The organism is Aneurinibacillus migulanus, from assembly GCF_001274715.1.
Taxonomy (GTDB): domain Bacteria; phylum Bacillota; class Bacilli; order Aneurinibacillales; family Aneurinibacillaceae; genus Aneurinibacillus; species Aneurinibacillus migulanus.
In genome coordinates this window covers 1362037-1382603 of the sequence record NZ_LGUG01000004.1, presented here as the reverse complement: position 1 = coordinate 1382603, position 20567 = coordinate 1362037, and the positions used below count along the sequence as shown (strand labels likewise).

At 46.7% G+C, this 20567-nt stretch carries 20 protein-coding genes; 5 read left to right on the top strand and 15 right to left on the bottom strand.

Annotation, left to right across the window (positions count from 1 at the left end):
- Nucleotides 1-80: 80 nt before the first annotated feature.
- Nucleotides 81-470 carry an Asp23/Gls24 family envelope stress response protein gene (locus AF333_RS08535; RefSeq protein WP_043066671.1) on the bottom strand — a complete coding sequence of 130 codons (390 nt, stop codon included), beginning with the start codon at nucleotides 468-470 and terminating at the stop codon, nucleotides 81-83.
- A gap of 92 nt (nucleotides 471-562) precedes the next feature.
- Nucleotides 563-838 carry an ArsR/SmtB family transcription factor gene (locus AF333_RS08530; protein ID WP_043066672.1) on the bottom strand — a complete coding sequence of 92 codons (276 nt, stop codon included), beginning with the start codon at nucleotides 836-838 and terminating at the stop codon, nucleotides 563-565.
- Nucleotides 839-950: 112 nt separating this feature from the next.
- Here AF333_RS08530 and sleB point away from each other — a divergent pair, with 112 nt between their 5' ends.
- Nucleotides 951-1745, top strand: a complete 795-nt coding sequence (gene sleB, locus AF333_RS08525; protein WP_043066673.1) for a spore cortex-lytic enzyme — start codon at nucleotides 951-953, stop codon at nucleotides 1743-1745.
- A 20-nt stretch (nucleotides 1746-1765) separates the two neighbouring features.
- Here sleB and AF333_RS08520 read toward each other — a convergent pair whose 3' ends face one another.
- The 7 genes from AF333_RS08520 to AF333_RS08490 all read right to left on the bottom strand — a co-directional run bounded on the left by AF333_RS08520 (nucleotide 1766) and on the right by AF333_RS08490 (nucleotide 10064).
- On the bottom strand, nucleotides 1766-2506 hold the full coding sequence (locus AF333_RS08520; RefSeq protein ID WP_043066674.1) for a glycosyltransferase family 2 protein: 741 nt from the start codon (nucleotides 2504-2506) through the stop codon (nucleotides 1766-1768).
- Nucleotides 2469-3950, bottom strand: a complete 1482-nt coding sequence (locus tag AF333_RS08515; protein WP_043066675.1) for an alkaline phosphatase family protein — start codon at nucleotides 3948-3950, stop codon at nucleotides 2469-2471. The genes AF333_RS08520 and AF333_RS08515 overlap by 38 nt, the downstream gene beginning before the upstream one ends.
- 166 nt (nucleotides 3951-4116) lie before the next feature.
- Entirely contained in the window at nucleotides 4117-5028 is a 912-nt protein-coding gene (locus tag AF333_RS08510; protein WP_043066676.1) for an FTR1 family iron permease, read from the bottom strand.
- 70 nt (nucleotides 5029-5098) lie between these two features.
- Nucleotides 5099-6637 (bottom strand): glycosyltransferase family 39 protein, encoded by a 1539-nt coding sequence (locus AF333_RS08505; RefSeq protein ID WP_043066677.1) that lies wholly within the window; start codon nucleotides 6635-6637, stop codon nucleotides 5099-5101.
- Nucleotides 6638-6640: 3 nt separating this feature from the next.
- Nucleotides 6641-7399, bottom strand: a complete 759-nt coding sequence (locus AF333_RS08500; protein WP_043066678.1) for a hypothetical protein — start codon at nucleotides 7397-7399, stop codon at nucleotides 6641-6643.
- 30 nt (nucleotides 7400-7429) lie between these two features.
- Nucleotides 7430-8623, bottom strand: coding sequence for a hypothetical protein (locus AF333_RS08495; protein WP_052520333.1), 1194 nt, complete (start codon nucleotides 8621-8623; stop codon nucleotides 7430-7432).
- A gap of 136 nt (nucleotides 8624-8759) precedes the next feature.
- Nucleotides 8760-10064, bottom strand: a complete 1305-nt coding sequence (locus AF333_RS08490) for a UDP-glucose dehydrogenase family protein (protein ID WP_043066679.1) — start codon at nucleotides 10062-10064, stop codon at nucleotides 8760-8762.
- A 129-nt stretch (nucleotides 10065-10193) separates the two neighbouring features.
- Here AF333_RS08490 and cax point away from each other — a divergent pair, with 129 nt between their 5' ends.
- The 3 genes from cax (at nucleotide 10194) to AF333_RS08475 (ending at nucleotide 13508) form a co-directional block, all read left to right on the top strand.
- Nucleotides 10194-11246 (top strand): calcium/proton exchanger, encoded by a 1053-nt coding sequence (gene cax, locus AF333_RS08485; RefSeq protein ID WP_043066680.1) that lies wholly within the window; start codon nucleotides 10194-10196, stop codon nucleotides 11244-11246.
- Nucleotides 11247-11261: 15 nt separating this feature from the next.
- Nucleotides 11262-11759 carry a hypothetical protein gene (locus tag AF333_RS08480; RefSeq protein WP_043066681.1) on the top strand — a complete coding sequence of 166 codons (498 nt, stop codon included), beginning with the start codon at nucleotides 11262-11264 and terminating at the stop codon, nucleotides 11757-11759.
- 156 nt (nucleotides 11760-11915) lie between these two features.
- A complete protein-coding gene (locus AF333_RS08475) occupies nucleotides 11916-13508 on the top strand; it encodes a long-chain-fatty-acid--CoA ligase (RefSeq protein WP_043066682.1) in 1593 nt (530 codons plus the stop codon).
- Between the two features lie 341 nt (nucleotides 13509-13849).
- Here AF333_RS08475 and AF333_RS08470 read toward each other — a convergent pair whose 3' ends face one another.
- From AF333_RS08470 to AF333_RS08460, 3 genes are read right to left on the bottom strand one after another with little or no spacing between them, the layout of a single operon-like run.
- Complete coding sequence (locus tag AF333_RS08470) at nucleotides 13850-14365, bottom strand: hypothetical protein (RefSeq protein ID WP_052812137.1); 516 nt, start codon at nucleotides 14363-14365, stop codon at nucleotides 13850-13852.
- Nucleotides 14366-14382: 17 nt separating this feature from the next.
- Nucleotides 14383-15453 carry a M42 family metallopeptidase gene (locus AF333_RS08465; RefSeq protein WP_043066683.1) on the bottom strand — a complete coding sequence of 357 codons (1071 nt, stop codon included), beginning with the start codon at nucleotides 15451-15453 and terminating at the stop codon, nucleotides 14383-14385.
- A 56-nt stretch (nucleotides 15454-15509) separates the two neighbouring features.
- On the bottom strand, nucleotides 15510-16418 hold the full coding sequence (locus AF333_RS08460) for an EamA family transporter (RefSeq protein WP_043066684.1): 909 nt from the start codon (nucleotides 16416-16418) through the stop codon (nucleotides 15510-15512).
- 75 nt (nucleotides 16419-16493) lie between these two features.
- Here AF333_RS08460 and AF333_RS08455 point away from each other — a divergent pair, with 75 nt between their 5' ends.
- Complete coding sequence (locus AF333_RS08455; RefSeq protein WP_235496258.1) at nucleotides 16494-16736, top strand: hypothetical protein; 243 nt, start codon at nucleotides 16494-16496, stop codon at nucleotides 16734-16736.
- A gap of 60 nt (nucleotides 16737-16796) precedes the next feature.
- On the opposite strand, the gene AF333_RS08450 is transcribed toward AF333_RS08455, so the two are convergent.
- The 3 genes from AF333_RS08450 to AF333_RS08440 all read right to left on the bottom strand — a co-directional run bounded on the left by AF333_RS08450 (nucleotide 16797) and on the right by AF333_RS08440 (nucleotide 20434).
- Nucleotides 16797-17573: a carbon-nitrogen family hydrolase gene (locus AF333_RS08450; protein WP_074715086.1), complete on the bottom strand. Its 777-nt coding sequence runs from the start codon at nucleotides 17571-17573 to the stop codon at nucleotides 16797-16799.
- Between the two features lie 56 nt (nucleotides 17574-17629).
- On the bottom strand, nucleotides 17630-18796 hold the full coding sequence (locus AF333_RS08445; RefSeq protein ID WP_043066686.1) for a sensor histidine kinase: 1167 nt from the start codon (nucleotides 18794-18796) through the stop codon (nucleotides 17630-17632).
- Nucleotides 18797-18904: 108 nt separating this feature from the next.
- Nucleotides 18905-20434 (bottom strand): fumarate hydratase, encoded by a 1530-nt coding sequence (locus AF333_RS08440; RefSeq protein ID WP_043066687.1) that lies wholly within the window; start codon nucleotides 20432-20434, stop codon nucleotides 18905-18907.
- Nucleotides 20435-20567 lie beyond the last annotated feature (133 nt).

The window sequence follows — 20567 nt, the reverse complement described above, 5'->3', positions numbered from 1 at the left end:
ATAGGAAAAACTCGCAGCTCCTGCGCTCGTCCATTGAAAAAAGCTGCCGAGTGTTTTCAGCAGCCCTGTTTCGTATATAGTTATTTAACGCGATTCGCCGGCTCCGGTAGCGTCTCTTTTTCCGGTTTAGGGAATTCCACGCCTTCTACTTTTACATTAACCTCAACAACGCGAAGGCCGGTCATGGATTCTACCGCTTCTTTTACACTTTGCTGCAGATTGCGGCATGCTTCATCAATTTTGGAGCCATAGGAGACAATCACGCGTAAATCGATGGCCGCTTCAAATTCTCCTACTTCGACAGATACTCCTTTTTGTACATTCTTACCGCTTACTCTTCGGGCTAATCCTTCAGTAATCCCGCCCGACATCCCGGCAATACCTGCGGTTTCGCTTGCTGCAATTCCGGCGATTACGGCGACCACATCATCCGCAATGCGCACAACTCCGTTTCCTTTTACATCGGCCATGGGAATTCCTCCTTTATATATCTAGTTAGTTTTCATTTTATTCTTTCATATGGGCGAAGGCAACTTGTTTCCAAAAAGCGTTGAAATTTTTTCTAAAATGACAGTAAGAAAACGGAAAGTTCCTTCATTTTTTCACGTTGCACACGATAGCACACAAAAGTGCCCCGTTCCTCCGTCTCCACTAATCCGCTATCTTTTAATATTTTCAAGTGGTGGGATACGGTCGATTGCGCCATCCCAACCAGTGAGACAATATCACCGCAGTAATATTCATCCTGACGGGCCAAAATATGCAAGATATTCAGGCGTACAGGATGTCCAAGCGCTTTGCATGCTTTTGCCATTTCATCCAGCTTACGTTCCATCATTATCGTTCTCCAATCATTCCCTTCTTTTCACTTTTCATTATACACATGTTTTTTCATCTTAACGTTCAAAATATGGGTAACTACGCTTAATCTTTGTAAATGGAGGTTGCTTATGGACAAGAAAAAGTTCGTTTGGCTTCTCAGCTTCTCCTTAGTTCTGACGCTTCTGTGCGCCAGTATCCCTTGGCTTCCACCGCAAGTAACACACGCATTCAGCAAGGGAACAGTCTATGTCGGCTCATCTGGGGACGACGTAAAGGAAATGCAGGGACGCTTGAAATTCCTCGGCTTTTATACCGGCAAGGTAGATGGAACGTTCTCCTGGCGTACATATCACGCCCTGCGTAATTTCCAATATGAGTTTGGAATGAAAATCGACGGTGCACTCGGGCCGAAAACAAAACTGAAACTCTGGGAAGCGACGAAAAACTGGCGTCCAGGCCCTGGTGAAGTCGCCGTCTCCCCTGGTCCGACTGGTGGAGGTACTACTCCAAAAGGCAATGCCGAGAAAGCTGCTGCCAAAAAATCATTGCCACGAACGAATATGACTCTTTCAAAAAACGAACTAAAAATCATGGCTAATGCAGTATACGGAGAAGCACGTGGCGAACCTTATACCGGGCAGGTAGCCGTAGCCGCTGTCATCCTAAACCGTGTAAAAAGCCCATCATTCCCGGACTCACCAAGCGGTGTTATTTTTGAGCCTCGCGCATTCACCGCAGTATCGGATGGACAAATCTGGCTAACACCAAATAAGACAGCCGAGAAAGCCGTACAGGATGCATTGAATGGATGGGACCCGACTGGTGGAGCTACTTATTACTTTAACCCTGATACGGCCACATCAGGATGGATTTGGACACGACCGCAAATTAAAAAGATTGGCAAACACATTTTCTGCAACTAAAAAAAGCGGAGCAGGGACTTTTATTCCCTCTCCGCTTTTTTGTATACAAAGCTACCATTGCGTACTTTTTTGACATCGTTCCTCCTCCACTCCCGCCAGATGGCCGGGAAGACATAAGAAAGATAACGAAACGTAATGAAGGACTCACCAGTTTCTCTTACTTTATACGGAATATCCACTTCCGTAAGCCGATATCCTTGCCGTACGATATTGATGGTCATTACCTGGGCGTAATTATAATCGTGCAAAATATCCATATTACGCAATACAGGTCTGGAAAAAGCACGAAATCCCGTCTGGCCATCCGTAATCCATGTACGCAATAGCACAGTCTGCAAAGCCGTAAAGAAATAATTTCCCAGTCGGCGATACAATTTCATACCACGCACACGACGGCGAAAGCGGGAGGCAAGCACATAATCCGCCTTGCCTGCAAATATAGGTTGGATAACACGAGGAATATGTTCAGCCGGATATTCATCGTCCGCATCAATCATAATAGCGGCATCTGCCCCGAGGCTATATGCCTGTTTCAAGCCCTCGCGCACCGCAGCTCCCAGGCCGCGATTGCGCGGAAAGGATAAAATATGCTCCGCTCCAGCACGCTCTGCCACTTCCACTGTCTTATCGCTCGATCCATCATCGACCACTAACACCTCTACGCTTACCTGCGAATCGAATGTTCGTGGAATCTTACCGATGACCGTACCAAGCGATGCTTCTTCATTGAACGCGGGAATAACGATGATCAGCTTCTTCATAGCTTGTCTGCTCCTTCTGTTTGAACGCTTCCTTCAGTACAGGTCCACGGGCGTGATCAGGCAATGGAACGCCAAGCAACGCACTAATGGTCGGTGCTACGGAGACGATACTACGGAATTCCTCTACCTTTTTCCCGCATTCAATCATCGGACCGTGCATAAAAAATGGCACAAATCTCTCTCCTGTATCCAGGTGTCCGTGACCGCCAATACCGTTGCCCTGTCCATGATCCGCCATGACGATGAACGCCGTCTCGTCCATATCTCCACGTGCAGTAAGCCAGGCATAAAAATCAGCAATTAAAGCATCCGCCTCTTTAATTTTTTCCAGGTACTCCGGATACAGCACACCTCGACTGTGCCCGGTCTGATCAACGGCAATCATCTGTACGATGAATAAATCCGGATTCTCGCGATCGTATAGTACCTTCGCCTGTTCCATAATTTTTTTATCTACTACATCGTTATGAGATACCGCTGTAAAGCTTTCTACATAATCGCCGAATGCGTCAATGAGATGGGCGCAACCAAACAGTATACCTTTCTTACCCCGCTTTTTTAGCACATCGAAAATGCTCTCCACTTTCACCAGCAAGTCCCACACCATATTTGATTTAATGCCATGCTCACGCGGATAGGTTCCTGTAAACATCGAGGAAAAGCATGTTACCGTACGCGCCGGATAAATGGTTTCCATCGTTTCATAAACAGTTCCCTGACGCATCAGTCGATGCAAAAATGGGGCATCCGCTTCGTACAGCCGTTCTTTGCGGCATCCATCAATTACGACCACTACGACTTTTTTTGCTAATGGTTCGGCCGGCAAATCGGCAGAATTCGTATATGCAGGGTATTCTACGGGCTTCCAATTGAACAAATAACGGTGAACCAAAAAGGCAAATATGAAGGCTCCAACTGACAAAATACTTACTTCACTTAATAGAGCAACAGGCTGTACAGCTTCGTACACTGCGGAGAATACGACCAGTTGCAACAAAAATTTAGGCAATTGCTCGAACACGTTACCGCTCGTGGAATCCGTATTCTTCAAAAATAGCTTCCAAATGCGCAAAAAGTTCCACCAGGTCGTTCCAATGCGCAGATGATAATATAAAGTTCCCCAAAAAAAGACGGTAAAGAAAATGTACATGCCTAGTGCAAACAGCAATAGCCCCATATCAGGTATACCGAACAAATAAATCGCGATCCCCAGCGGAATCCAGAGAAACCAACGTAAATGTAGCGGAAAATCATACACATAATAAATAACAAACAGCGGCAGCAAATAGACAAGACCAAGGAAAAACGCAGAGGTCTGCCAACCTGTCACCAGATAATACAAGAATGCAATGCCCGTTACATAAACCGGTGTAAATGACTTTCCTTCATTTAACACATTCCAGCAACGCGCTGCAATAATCTCGAATGCAGATGCCTGTTTCATCGACTTTCTCACCTCTCCCTTTCAATAAGAAAAGCTCGCATGCGCCTTCGCAAGTTTTTCAAGTGATATGATCGGAAGGAAATAGATGTTGCTTTCTTAACTTTATAGCGACATCTACTTTCTTATCCATATATAAAAGCCGGCTGAGCCGGCTCTTCATGCGCGATTATGCCTCTTTCACTTGTGTTTGGCTTTTCGTCGAATGTGCTTTCTCTGCATGCTCGCCGCGTCCGCGCAGCAGCAGATACAATGCTACATAATAGCCCCAATAAATAAGGAATTCCTCAAGTGAAGGGGATGAAGCATAGCCAAATAATGCTTTAAGGAAAACTCCGACGTCTCCTGAAATGAGCGGTACATGACCCGTATCGCGTATGTAATGCTCCTGATCAATCGGATGCTCCGGCATCAACCAGGTCAAATCATACAAGTGTGGCACAACTGAGCCGATGATATTCATATCCTGCAAGATAGACACAGCCTGTACGATTAATCCAGCTGCGATGAGTACTATAAATGCACCCGTGACCTTAAAAAAGGTTTTCAGCGGAATACGCATCGTGCCACGGAAGAAGAAGAAGGATACGACCGCCGCCAAGGCAATTCCTGCAAGCGAGCCCCAGGACTGCATCGCTTGCCCAATGTCCCCTCCTGTAATTGCCGCAAAGAAAAATACTGTCTCTACGCCTTCCCGTACAACAACGAGAAACGCATGAATAACCATCCCGATAACATTTCCTGCGGTAATGAATTGATCGAATTTCCCCTGCACTTTACCCGACATGTCCTTGGCCTGGGCGGCCATCCAGAACACCATCTGGGTCAGCAGAATACCGGAGATAATCATGATTCCGACCTTCATATAATTTTGCGAGCCCATCGAAGCGAAACCATCCAGAATCACCTGGAAGACAAGCGCCAGACCAAGCGAAGCGATTACCGCCAACCCTGCACCCAACCATACATACTTAGTAAACTCAGGCCGGTTCACCCGCTTTAAATAGGAAGTAATGATTCCAACAATGAGTAGCGCTTCCAGGGCTTCGCGGAATGTAATCAAAAACGCCTGTAAATCCATGCTTGCCACTCCCTCAATTATTTTCTAATTAATAACCATTTTCATTCTCATTATAAAGTAAAACTAACTATCAGTGGGGATTTTTTTCATTCCCCACTGATGGTTCATTACACGTATCTTGCAGAAAACGAGGCCATCCTGTTTTTTGCTCTGAACGTATCTCATACAGAGTAATGTCATGGTACGTCGGATACAACCATGGATTTCCAGTAAACCTAGCCCTCTCTCGTATGTATCGCCAAATTTGCGGACGCTTGAAGCCTTCGAGCACCGAGTTTGTCAAGAATACTGATTCCGGAGATACACGCCGACTAAATACCGAAGTTTTGAAGTCTTCCCATTTGCGTAAGCGCACCGTCTCTATCTCAGGATGCAAATAATGCATAATTCGTTCTTCTTCATATGTATACACTACAGCAGATGTCGGCAGATGCGATGCGGCATACTTCGCCAATTGCACCGTCGGAGACGAGTTTTCACGTTGATCGCGCACCTGCGTCCAGCTTACAATCAGCATGCAGCAGACAAGAACAGCGAGCATATACTTTCCGGCATGGCGGAAAGTAAGTAAACCTGAAGCTGTTAGCCACAGAAGCAATATAAGCAATGGAAGAATATGACGCGGCTTATCTACATTTTGTGCAAAAAATGCCCATAATCCGTATGGAACACCCCACATAAGCAGCAGAACAAATTCCCGGCCTCGCTTTCCTATCTGAAGTTCCCGTCTTTTGCAGCGCACGCTCCAGCCCCATACGCTCAGTATGAATAACCCTGCTACGCTCCAACTTATCCAGTGTTGTCCTGGCCACGGCGTTCCCAGACCTGCTGCTAGCCATTGGCGCCCGAGCCAGTAACCGAGGCGTTCGATAGCATTGCCTCCTGTGTACGTCCCCCCCCAATCAGAGAAATGTCCACCGGTAAATGCCAATGCCATCTGCCATAGCCCATGTATGCTTCCAACATTTACTGCCATAGCATATGTCCAGCTAAATGAAACGAGGAACACACATAGAATGGCATATACTACATCACTCCAGCGCCTCGTATCTTTTCCATACATAAGGCCCGCCCAAAGCGGAACCGCGCAGAACGCCAAATATGATACGCGGACGCCATACAACAGGCCAAGGCAAATACCGCTCATGATAAGGTATAGTGCCCGGCTCCGCTCTTTACGACTTTGATCCAGTGTACGCATGCTGCTCGCAACCAGCAGCACGGCCAAAAGCGTGCCAAAGCTATCAGAAAGTGGTTGCGTACCCAATACGACGGAAAGCGGAGCGATTGCCCATAACAAAGCAACCGCTATCGCCGCACGTGGGCCACTGTACGAATGCACAATACTATACAACGGAAAAACCGCAAGCGCCGATGCCAGGGCGGATAAGGAGGACAATGCCAAATATGGATCCTCAATAATTCGGCCGGCAACAAAGGCGGCCACCATATATACCGGATATCCAGGAAAGTGGGGCTGCATAGTGGTCAAATCATACTGTTTCATTCCTAAAGCAAAATCTATATCATCCCATCCGCCTGGCCCCGATGCAAGGAATGGCAGCCGAAGGCATAGAGCCAGCAGCGCAATAATAGCCGCACGTTTCATTGCTTACGCGCGGCGTTTGCGCATCGTCCGAAATACAATGAAGCCCAGCACGACGACAATAGCCACCAGCGGAATCCAGTTTTTTGGGTCACTAAGACCGGTGGATTGCTTTTTCGTTGAATTACCTGGTCCTTCGCCAGGCTTAAAGTGTCCAACGTCCAGGCTATCCATGTCGAACTCCTGTTTCAGCACATCAAAAATTTCATTCTTCTTGGCTGTGTACTTCGCCTGATCTGGCTCTTTCACCCCTACGCCGAACAAGCCCGGATTTCCGAGTGCTGCCAGCGCTTCATCATAAGCGGTCCGCACTTTTCCGTCCTCTTGAGGATTCTTTTCTTTGACAATGGGAGACAGGGCATCATATGTAGCTCTTGCCTTCGCAAGCAGAATTTTATTTTGCTCGTAATTTTTAAAGTCCTTTTCTACGCTCTCCATTCGACGCGCAATGTTGAGAATTAACGTCTTATGATAAGCTTCGAGTGCCGCTTCTTTATCTTCACTTGCAAGCCGATCCTGAATCGCCTTAGCTGGCTCTGGCCCCATATGCATATCCAGCTCTTCTTTAATTGGCTGGAATGCCTGTTCCGCTCCTTTGAAATCCGGTGGGTTCTGATTCAGCTTTGCTACTACCTGTTTGTAATTTTCCGCTACAGCCTCTTCGTTTGGATTGCCATACGAATAGGCTCCTGCCGATAAAGGCAAAAGCGTAATCGCCAGCACGCAAACAAAGAGGGCGGAAATGAACCGTTTAACCTGCTTCATATCCATGCCCCCTACACTAAATAATATCGGTTATCTTCCGTAAGCTGCTAGCTTGTCAAGCGACGGCTGCATTTCTTTGTAGATCGCTTCCGCTTTTTGCTTATCTTTCGCCTTTGCAGCTTCTAAATGCTGCTGCGCCTGCTCAAGCAATGCATTCGCCTTCGCTTCATCCCCCAACACTTTCGGCAGATCCGTCTTTATCATATCAAGGAAAAGCGCCCCTTCCAAGGAGGTAATTACCGCCTTGTCCTGACCCCAATTGGCGAAAGATTCATCGTACTCATGCTTAGCTGTAGCGGTTAGACTGCGCACGAATGCTGTATGAATTCCATCACCTTTAATGTTTTTCGGGTCATTAGACAGATCGAACTGTTGATTGATATAATCTGCATCCGCCTGGCTATGCTTGACTACATACCCTTGCACCGACTGGAAAAATGCCCAGCCTTCCGCCTGCATTACTTTCAGCTTTTCCGGCTTTTCTTCTTCCTTCACACCTTTTTCAATCTTATAGGCGTAGCCCTTCTCTCCTCCTGAAGCAAGGTAGAAGCCTTTCATTAATGATTTATCCACCATCTGTTTGCCCAGGTTGTACGCAAGGTTATCCCCTTTGTCAACTGCGGCAATCATTTCGCTAAAGCCTGCATCGATTGTGCTGACAAGCTTTGTTTCGTAAGCCGTATCACGTTTTTCCATCGTACCCTTAAGGATGGCTTCATACACTTCTTTCGCCAAATTTATAGCCTGCTTAGCCTCTTCTTTCTTGGCAAAACCATCATTTGCTTGCTTGAATTCATGGCGTGTAGTTAAAAATGCGGTTTTCTGCAGCAATTTGTCCACAATCTGGCCTACTACAGCTGCCGGCATTTGACCTTCTTTGCCGGCTGCAAGGGCAGCAGTCAATTGTTCATTAACCTTATCTTTATACTCTCCATCCAACAATTGGACACGCGCTTTTAGTTTACCGTCATACAGTTGCTGTGCTTTATCCCATTCTACAGGTGTTTTGTCCCCTTCTTTCTTTTTAACGAGAGCAACCAATTCTTTTGCGGCTGATGTATAAGCCGCCACATATGTATTAGCTTCCTGTTGCTTGCCCGCTTCTGTCTTCACCTCTTCTGTCTGCTCGGTTTGCGGTTTGGCCGCCTCTTGATTCGCCCCGCAACCAGCCAAAACAACCATAGATGCAACCGCTGTAATACTCAGAACTTTCCACGCCTTCACGATGATTTCCCCTTCTCTTTTCATAGTATACTTTTTCTCAACAATAATGATTATCACTTGCGATAACAAGATAATAGTGCGAATGATAACTATTGTCAATAAAAAGTTATAGGTGTTTTCTTACTCTTACAATTTCTTATACTCCTATCCCGATATAACGAAAGCCGTGCCGTCTCCATATACCAGCCTCACATGCATTGCGAAAGTCAAAAATCACCTTCTCCGCCATGATACGCTCCAGCCTGTCAACGTGTAATTCCGTAAATTCCTGCCAATCGGTTAATATGACAAGAGCATGCGCTCCCGCCGCTGCATCGTATGCATCCATACCGTACTGAATTCGCTCTCCCCATATTTCATAGGCTTGGTTCATCGCCTGTGGATCATAAACACGAACGTGCACTCCTTCAGCGAGCAACCAATCGATAACTGGGATTGCCGGAGATTCGCGCATATCGTCTGTATTTGCTTTAAAAGCCAGTCCATACACAGCAATGCAAAGCCCCTGCAGATTAGACCATTCCCGCTTAATTTTCTCGACAACATACTTCTGCTGTAACCGATTGCTTTCGATAACCGCTTCGACAATGGCGAGTGGTGCACCCGCCTGCCGAGCTGACAAGGCTAACGCTTCCGTATCTTTCGGCAGACAAGAGCCACCATAACCGGGACCGGGGCTGAGATGCTGATTACCGATTCTCGGATCCGCCCCCAATGCCTCGGCTACTACTGTGACATCGGCTCCTACAGCATCACAAAGCCTTGCAATTTCATTAATGAAGGCGACCTTCATTGCCAAAAAGCTATTGGCGCTATATTTAATCATTTCCGCTGTACGCCAGTCTGTCATATAGAATGGTACTCCCGCAGCCACAAAGGGGGCATACAGCTCCTGCATGACTGTTATCGCCCGTTCATCAGTCCCTCCCAATACGATTCGGTCTGGTTCCAGAAAATCGCGCAGCGCCCGCCCCTCTCTCAAAAACTCCGGATTTGCAACTACATCGCATGCATATGTCCCCCTTATCCAATCATGAAGGCGCGTCTGAACCGCTTCGCACGTTCCAGGAGGGACGGTACTTTTTATGGCGACGACAACATCTTTTCGTATATGTTGGGCAATAGTATCAGTGACCGAGAAAATCGCGGTAACATCCGGTGCACCTTTCTCCTGCCCTGGTGTTCCGACAGCAATAAAAATAATATCAGCTTCCATGATGCCTGCAATCATATCCGTAGAGAATGTTAGACGCTGGTCTGCCAACTGCCGACGCAGCATCCCTTCCATCTCCGGCTCATGAATCGGCACATTTCCTTGCGAAAGCCGTTCAATTTTCTTCTCATCAATATCAATACACCGAACCATGGCGTTACAACGGGCCAGTCCAATGCTTACAGCCAGTCCGGCGTAACCTGCTCCGATAACGGCTACTTTTTTCATGTATTTTTCCCCTATCATAAACTGAAAAATTTTTGCTTTTTGCAGTATCCATGTTTTACACTAAAGTTTAGGTTAGGCATCACTTCATCAAAAATCAAGTACATTCATGAAGGAAAGCGAGGAAATTGTTTGAATCAGAAGCTGTTTTTCACGCTTGTTATCGTATTGACCGCACTCAGCGGCTGGGCCCATTATTTTACCCACTCCGCCGGCCTACAGTTCGTCACCACATCAGCAGCTATTATCATGCTGGCTGGCCTGCTCGGCAAAGCGACAGAAAACGTTGCCCACTATGCGGGCGAACGCGTGGGAGGATTTCTGAATGCAACATTCGGAAATGCGGCCGAGTTGATTATTGCCATCTTTTTAATTAAAGAGGGCCTGTTCGATATGGTAAAGGCGAGCATTACCGGTTCCATCATCGGAAACCTGTTACTGGTGCTGGGTCTAAGCGTCATTGCCGGGGGACTGAAGTTTAAGGAACAGCGCTTCAATCCACTGCTTGCCGGACATAATGCTTCCCTTATGCTGCTTGCGGTGATTGCGCTGTTTATTCCGGCCGTGTTTTTAAAACAGCTCCATGCAGAGCGGACCGAAACGCTTAGCCTAATTATCTCCGGTCTTCTCATCGTCGCTTACATACTTTGGCTATTCTTTTCTATGGTTACCCATAAAGAAGAACTAGCCGATCAAGCGAGGGCAGAAGAAGAAGCAGAAGGTCATATGTGGGGCAAAGGCACCTCAATTCTTATACTTATCGTAGCTACTGTATTTGTTGCGATTACGAGCGAATGGCTGGTGCATAGCATCAAAGAAGTGGCAGACAGCCTCGGCTGGTCGGAAATCTTCGTGGGAGCCTTTGTTATTGCCATTGTCGGTAATGCTGCCGAACATAGTGCAGCTGTCTTCCTTGCCATGAAGAACAAAATCGGCGCCTCTGTAGAAATTGCGGTTGGCAGCAGCCTGCAGATTGCCTTGTTCGTTGCACCGACCCTTGTATTCGTCAGCCTGTTATTCGGCAAGCCGATGGATCTCGTATTTACATCATATGAGCTAGCCGCCATCGGAGTAGGAGCGTTTATTGCGTCTTCCATCTCACGCGACGGCAGTACCAACTGGTATGAAGGCGTACTGCTTATCATCGTTTATATTATTCTTGGCGCAGCATTTTACTTCCTATAATAAAGGAGAGAGAGTATGGCAGATGTAATTACAGTCAACGGAAATGTAAAGTTCAGTATTACGCTTGATCCAAGCGTATGGATTTTTGATGATCGCAAATTCAAGCTCGAGGACTTCTTCGCAAGCATCGGCGAAGAAAAGGAAAAGGAACAAGACGAATCGCTCATGAAGATAGGACAACAGTGGGACCGGGAGCTAACGCATGGTGTCGCCCCGACCAAACAAAGCGAGAAATTGTTCGTAGAGAAGAAGAAAATCGTCGGTGATTATGGAATGTATCTGGGACCTTTTCTAAAAAACGCGGAGCCTGAAGAAAACGCGTCTACACTGGTTTGTCGCCTGGAGAACGAAGATGAGTTCTCTCTCCCGCTTCAAGAAGCCTATGAAGCGGTGCTCTGCTTCGCCATTGATGGCAAACCAATTCGCGAGAATGGACCTGTACATCTTTACTTCGGAGACGGGCGTAACATCGGCGAGCCTATTCAAGGAATTATCGGATTTACGGTTGTCTAACCTTCTATAGCAAACCCGAACAGCATGCCACATGTTGTCCGGGTTTCTTTTTTCTTTAAAAAGACAAAATTAATATCTCACTTTTCTGAATTTTTATGTTATTTTGAATCTGTACAAACATGTACATATCTGTTTACTTTTGGGAGGAGAGAAACGATGTATGTACCTTTGTTACTTCAGGATTTTTTAAAACGGGCGGTTTATCATTATCCACAAAAAACAGCGGTAGTGGACGGCGAACGCCGCTTTACGTACGCAGAAATCGAAACACGCGTAAACCGCCTTGCGAATGCATTTCGATCAAACGGAATTGCAAAAGGCGATCGCATCGCCGTGTTATCTCCGAATCGTCTGGAAATGTACGAAGCCTTCTATGCTGCTTTTCTGCTAGGTGCAGTCATTGTACCGCTAAATACTAGGCTAATGCCCGTGGATTATGAGTACATCATTAATCATTCTGGCGCTAAGATGTTTCTAGTGGATGCAGAACTCGCCCCCCTCATCGAACCGGTAAACACCAATCTTAAAAGTGTGGAGCATTATGTCTCCCTACAGGTGAAAGGCTTCGATAACCAAAACGGCTGGCTTATTTATGATGCTATGATTGAAAGCGCTTCGCATACCGCAATATATGAAGATGTAGATGAGAGAGATATGGCGACCATCTTATATACGAGCGGTACAACCGGCCGGCCAAAAGGTGTAGTTCAAACACATCGCAGCCTGTATATGAACGCAATCAATACGATTATCCATACACGCGCCGAAGACGAGGATATTCTGCTGCATACGCTGCCGATGTTTCATGTGAATGGATGGGGTACGCCGTTCTCTTTTACAGGTATGGGTGCTACCCACGTTATGCTGCGTAAAATCGATGCGGCACATATTGTACACTTAGTCAAAACAGAAGGCGTAACGGTTGCTTGCATGGCACCGACTGTACTGAATATGATTCTGAATGAGCCGGCCGCCAAAACAACTAACATCCGGCAAGATGTCCGTGTGGTCATCGCTGGTTCCGCTCCGCCGCCATCTTTCGTCAAAGCAGTTGAACAAGAGCTTGGCTGGACTTTTCTGCAAGTATACGGCATGACAGAAGTTGCTCCATTCATCACCGTTGGTCATATCAAGAAAGCAATCCGTGATGAAGGTGACGAAAATCGTATCCATAGGCTGAAAGCGAAAGCCGGCATTAGTATGATTAATGTAGAGGCTCGCGTCGTTAATGAAGACGGAGAGGACGTTGAATGGAATGGTCAGGAAGTAGGCGAAGTTATCTGCCGTTCTAATTCGGTTATGGACGGCTACTGGCTACAGCCGGAAGAAACCGCCCGTTCCATCGTTAACGGATGGTATCATACCGGGGATATGGCTACGATTGATGAGAACGGCTATATCGATATCGTCGACCGTAAGAAAGACATTATTATCAGCGGAGGCGAAAACATTTCCTCGATCGAAGTCGAAGGCACACTATACGAACATCCAGCTGTACTGGAAGCAGCCATCATTGCCGTCCCACATGAAAAGTGGGGTGAAGTGCCGCATGCGGTTTGCGTTCTACGCGAGGATGCACACGTGACCGAGGAAGAGATTATTTCTTTCTGCAGGGAACGCATGGCTCATTTCAAATGCCCTAAATCAGTACAATTCGTCACAGAGCTTCCAAAGACTGCTTCAGGCAAAATCCAAAAGGTCGTTCTGCGTGAACCGTTCTGGAAAGAAGCTGATCGGCTGATTAACTAACTCTCTACATTCTACGGGAGCAATACGTATAAAAAAACGAGGCGCCATTTGCCTCGTTTTTTCTCTATATCATAAAGAAACTGTAATAACACCAGTCACAATTACGAGTGCTCCAGCAAACATCCCTGCTGATTATAGAGTGATACCCACTTTTGGAAGAGGATAAACTGCCGAACCGATAAAAATTTTTGTCGAAAAAAAAGGCCCCGCCAAAGCGGAGCGAAAACAACAACTCTCAACCAATTGAATAAGTTGTCATAAAAAGAATAATATAAAATTCGGCAAGAAACAATAGAAATTTTAGGAAAAATGGTCGTTTTTAAGCAAAAATCGACAAAAATTTAACTGTTTTCTTCCAAAACTTTATGGGGTACACGCTGCTCCGTCAAATGTGCCAAAAAAGCCTCTTCTTTTACCTCAGGAAGCAAGCAGCTAAGAGTTTTCGTAAAGTATATCTGAATACGTTCTTCTTCATTGTTCAGGAAGCGCAGACGGTATACAATGTCCAAATCTCTAAGAGAATAGAAGTATTCAAGGCGTGCAGGTGTCAATTCCGTCGTAAATGTCCGGCTCAGCAGCACTCCTTCTTGCCGGTACTCGAGTTGTTCGGCTTCACGCGCACCCATTGCTGTGAGAAAAGCCACTGCCTGCTCCATGCCCACCAGCTTCACTATTTCTGCATCATTGTACTCTATTTCTATCTCTGTCAGCTCCTCCTGTAACATATCCAGCATGCAGTAAAACAGCTTGCGGATTACCAGGTTGCTAGGAGAAAGGTTATGATCATCGAATTGATATACATACTGTACCGCTTGTTTCTCGGGCTGTGTAACTCTGTGTAAATACAAATACTGCACAGCAGGCCTCCTTACTGTTACTGTCGTTCTTTGATGCGCCCCAGCGTATCAGTATCTATTCGCTTAAGCAGCGCCAACAGCAATTGCTTAGCCGCTTCGTAATCATCATGATGAATAATAGCCGCATGGCTATGAATATAGCGTGCCGGAATGCCAATGACAGCCGACGGTACCCCTTTGCCCGTCAAATGCACTCTGCCTGCATCCGTACCGCCCGGGGATACGAAGAATTGGTAGCGGATGCCCAATTCTTCTGCCGTATCGATCATGAAGTCGCGCAACCCTGGCAAGGTGACCATCGTCCGATCCATAATCCGCATCAGAAGACCGTCCCCAAGCTTACCCATGCCGTCCTGAACGCCTGGAATGTCCCCTGCAGGGCTTGCGTCCAATGCAAAGAATAGGTCTGGCTCAATCATGTTTGCGGCAACGCCTGCGCCGCGTAGACCTACTTCTTCCTGCACTGTCGCGCCGCCATAAATCATATTTGGATGCTTCTCTTCTTTCATTTCCTGCATCATTTCAATGGCGAGTGCGCAGCCATATCGATTATCCCACGCTTTCGCCATCAATTTTTTTGGATTGCCCATTACCGTAAGCGGACAAATCGGGAGGATAGGCTGTCCTTGACGAATTCCCATGCGCTCTGCGTCCTCTTTATTGTCTGCCCCTACATCGATGAACATATCTTTTATCTCCATCGGTTTATTCCTCCTGCTGTCCGGCAAGACATGCGGTGGAATTGAACTGATAACCCCTGTGACTGTTCCATCCGCTGTCATAATCTGTACCCGTTGCGCCAGTAGCACCTGGCTCCACCAGCCGCCCAACGGCTGAAATTGAACGAAGCCTTTATCCGTAATCCGCATCACCATGAATGCAACCTCATCCATATGACCGGCTACCATAATTTTCGGACCGCTCTCATTCCCACGCAAGACACCAAAGATACCTCCAAGGTTGTCATATACCATTTCTTTGGTCGTTTCACTTATGTATTCACGCATAATACCGCGCACATCTTCCTCGAATCCTGGAGCACCGCATGCTTCCGTTAACCGTCGAAACAATGTCATTTGCTTATCCATACATCCCATCCTTTCCATTTTTTTGATCATATCAAAACATGCAGAAGAATTGCCAGTTACATCGATACTGTATCCGTTTGTGTATGGTTTGTCCGGCGCTTACGTATAAGCTCAGGAAAAGCAATCCCGCCCAGAATAATTGAAACACCGATCCACTGCAGCATACTCACATTCTCATGCAACACGATTCTGGACAGCAACACCGCGGTCGGCAGCTCGGCAGCGCTTAGAATTGTGGCAAGCCCGCCCCCAATATGCGATACGCCCAACGTAAAAAAGAGAACGGGGATGATGCCGCCAAACAGTGCCAACGGCAATGCATACAGTAACAGACCTGATGTTAGCGCACCATTTATAAGGAATGAGGGCGGATAGATGATAAACGTAATCAGCATTGCACCCGTTAAGGTAACAGCCGCACGCGTATAGGGGGAAAGCCCGCTAGATGCTGCTCTCCCGCTGAAAATAACAAACAGTGCATACGTAACTGCCGACAACAATCCAAACACAATCCCGATAAGATTAAGTTGCCCGAATCCGCCCGTAAATACGTCCCCGGAAAGCAATGTACCAACCATCAACAATATAAGAGCTACTATCTTCTCTATGCCTGGTTTCTTACGTTCCATAATTGCTGCGATAATTACACCAATCCATGTAAACTGAAACAAAAGAACAATCGCTATCGAAGCTGGTACATACTGTAGTGATTGATAATAGAGAATGCCGGTCAGTCCGCTCGCCACACCGACTCCCATTAGGGCAATGCACTGTTTTCCGCCAATTCTTTGCCGTGAAAACAAGAGCGCAACTCCCCACATGCACACCATCGCCAAAAACATTTGACTGCCGCTTACCTCTCCGGGTAAGAAGCCCGCCTTATATGCAAGCTTTACAAACGTCGATAACATGCCATAACTGCATGCGCCAAAAAAAACAAACAGGATAGAGCGCCAGTAAACCATCCGACAACTTCCTTTCCCATAATCTTCTCTTTTATTGTACTACAATTCTTAAGAAAACAATGCCAAACATATCGCATGAGCTGTCCGGGCATGCTGTTAAAAGGAGGTGTTGGACTGATGAGAAAAGGCATTATCCCAATTGCGCTTGGAACAGCCGTTACGCTGACCGGTGTTAACATGTTAAACCGACGCCACACCGATAATCGGATGGATAATCCATACGCCTGGGGTCTGGCAGGATTCGGCCTGGCGCATATCGTGCTTGGTGCCATCGACGCCGTGCGCGATAATCGCTACGACGATGATGACTTCTTCTAGCCGAACTCTAGTAAGAAAAACGCGGGAAAATCTCCCGCGTTTCACTTTATCCTGGCATATTTATAATGTATACAAATGGGGTCTTCGATCTGAAAAAATCGGAATCCTCTTGCGTACGTCAGCAACCAGCTCTCTAGTTATTGTACCGGTAACAATCTCTTCCCCTTCGCCACCTTCAGCAATTACTTCGCCCCACGGATCAATGATGAGCGAGTGACCAAAAAATGTATTGTTCAAGTCACTCCCCACCCGGTTACAAGCCACCACATACATCTGGTTTTCGATTGCACGGGCAATAAGCAGCTGCCGCCAATGCGCAAGGCGCGGATTAGGCCATTCTGCCACTACAAACAATACTTCCGCCCCAGTAAGCGCACCTGTGCGAATGCCTTCTGGAAAACGAATGTCATAGCAGATCTGCAAAAATGCCGGCATCTCTCCTACTTGGAAACTTGGAAGCTCTTGTCCTGCCTGCAGATATTTCTCTTCTTCCATCAAACGAAACAAATGGGCTTTACGGTATTCATGAATCAATTGCCCGTCGGGTGCAAATACAAACGAAGTGTTGTATGTACCTTCCGCTTTCTGTTCTGCAACGGAGCCTCCGATAATGTATACTCCATATTGATTGGCTAATTCAGCGAGCATTTCCCTCGTATAAGCGCCATTCGGATCGGCAATTTCATCCAATCTTTTTAGATCATAGCCGGTATCCCACAGCTCTGGCAGCAGAACAATATCCGGCTTTGGTGTTAGCTCTTTTATTTTTTCAAACTTTTCACGAACACGCTCTCTATTTTGTTCTGGACTCCCGAACACAATGTCCATCTGTATCATTGCAATCGTATATGTATTCACTATTGTTCATTCCTTTCTTCTGCTCCCCCTTCCTTCTAATGGGAGCGTTTTGTCGTTTCGATTGTTTTCCGCTGCGTCACTGGCAGCGTGATAACAATGGTTGTACCATATTGTCCGGTCAGAATGCGGATGTCTCCCCCACTCTTCTTAACCAGCTCTTTACTCAGTGCAAGCCCAATGCCTGTTCCCGTATCTTTTGTTGAATAGAAGGGCTCAAATGCACGGTCTAAAGCTTCAAGGGACATACCAGGCCCATTGTCCACAATTTCGATGCGTGCTTGCCCTGTATTCTTTCTATACGCATATATATCCACACGACGGTTTTCTTGATTGTGCACAGCCTCAAACGCATTGTGGATTACATTAACAAGCACTTGCTTAATTGATTCCCTGTGTATCCGAATCATGAAATCTTCTCTAGGTAGGCACAAGTAAAACTTGATATTCTCCTGAATGGTTTTCGCTCTTACAAACTCGTGCACTTCTGTAAGCAGAGAAACGAGTGATACTGCAGTAAGCGGCGAGTCCTCTACCTGTCCCTTACGCGAAAATTGCAGGAATTGCGTGATAATTCTATTTATCTCTTTCGTTTCATGCAAAATGATGCGCATATATTCCTCGCGCTTCTGTCTATCCATCTGTTCATCCTGTCGAATGAGCGTTAGAAATCCATCGATGGCCGATAACGGATTACGTACTTCATGCGCCATGCTAGCCGCCATCTGCCCCATAATAGCCATCCGTTGTTCATGCAGGCGTTCAATCGTATTATCTTTTTTAGCTAGGTAACCAAGCAAAAACTGATCAACGAATTCATCCACTATGCTCTCGGCCCGTTCGTAGTCTCCATACTCCCTTTCACGAAACAACTGTCGTATACCGTTCATAAATGATCTTCGATATAAATTAGCCATCAGGAGCGTAGTCTGGAAATCAATATTGTTTGTTCCAATTTTATAGCCAATCCTGTAAGCATCATGCAATGACCTTTTACGTGCCCGCCCTACTTTCTTTCTGTAAAAGATTAGATAAAGCAAGTAGAAAGTGCGCACAGAAAATTTGAACCGCCATCTTCTATTGTTCAGCTTCTCGATTTGGATATTACTCGCCAGTTCGGTATGCGTCACAAGCTCGACAAAATGCCGGTCGGTAATCATGCGTGCGTATCTGCGGAGAACCTCATAGGAAACGGGAGGCTGCACCGGCGCTTCACTCCTTTTGGCAACAGTCTTTTCTCAATCATTATACTCTGCCATACCAAAAAAGCCAGCAGAGAATCTGCTGACTTCTTCGGTTCGACAAAACTCGTATTAGCTAAACACTGGTTCGGCAAATTTCGCCAATTTCTCCAATGAGCTTTTGTCTACATCGGCATGTAAACTGTTTCCGTGTGAATCCATCGTTACGATTGCAGCAAAGCCTTCTACTTGCAGATGCCACATCGCTTCCGGGATGCCGAATTCGAGGAAATCCACTCCTTCGACCTTCTTTACACAATCCGCATAATATTGTGCAGCACCGCCGATGGCGTTTAAATAAACACCGCCATGCTCCTGTAGACCTTTCAATGTTTTCGGTCCCATTCCACCTTTTCCGATAACGACGCGAATGCCGAATTTCTTCATAATATCCGCCTGATACGGCTCTTCGCGGATACTTGTCGTTGGGCCTGCCGCTTTCAAGTGCCATTCACCACTGTCGTCTTTAAGCATAACCGGTCCACAGTGATAAATAATGCCGCCATTCAAATCAACCGGACAGTCATTGTCCATCATATATTTATGGAACGCATCACGGCCTGTATGCATCAAGCCATTGATGATTACGACATCGCCCACTTTCAAGCTACGTACTTGCTCTTCCGTAATCGGATATTGCAACACTACTTCACGACGCTCTTCCGTCTGTTCTGGCTGCTGTACACCTTCATGCAGATCAGCCGTCCCATCCTTATAAAGCCAGCCTTTGATTTCCCCGGTAGTCGGATGAATCGTTACACCTTGGCGGCGGAACGCCCAACAGTTGTAGGCAACTGATACGAAGAAACTGGCTGGAAGGCGGTTTATTGCACCGACTTTACAGCCGAGAAGCGTCGTCTCACCGCCGAAGCCCATTGTCCCGATGCCTAGTTCGTTCGCTTTCTCCATGATATAGCTTTCCAATTCCGCCAGCTGCGGATTCGGGTTTACGTCGTCGACTTTGCGGAACAATTGCTCTTTAGCAAGTGCATAACCGGTCGTACGGTCACCACCGATACCTACACCGATGAACCCGGCGCTACAGCCCTGTCCCTGTGCCTGGTATACACTGTGCAGGATACACTTGCGGATACCATCAAGATCGCGACCCGCTTTGCCCAAGCCCTCGATTTCCATCGGCAAACTGTACTGGATATTTTTGTTCTCACAGCCGCCGCCTTTGAGGATGAGCTTTACTTCGATTTCGTCCTTTTCCCATTGCTCAAAATGAATGACCGGCGTGCCGGGTCCAAGGTTATTACCGCTATTCTCTCCCGTCAGCGAATCGACAGAGTTCGAACGAAGCTTACCATTCTTCGTTGCCAGATCAATCGCTTCACAGATGGCCTTCTTCATCTCGATCTGGTTAGCTCCTACCGGCGTATGCACTTCAAATGTCGGCATGCCGGTGTCCTGACAGATGGGTGACACATTCGTTTCCGCCATTTCAATATTCTGCGCAATAGTAGTAAGCGAAAGCGCAGCACGTGTGCCTGCGTTTTCCTTCTTTCTCGCGCTCGCAACCGCACGGCGCACATCCGGCGGCAGGTTGGTGGATGTTTCAACGATCAGCTGGTATACGCTGTCTTTAAATTGATTCATGGTCTCCTACCCCTCTTCCCAATCTCCTGTCCCCATGGTTTCTATCGAATCACTCTATAACCAGGCTTCCGGTCAAAATCATGGGGCGTTATGAGAAATCACTCTCAATTTTTTATTATATCGGACATTTTAT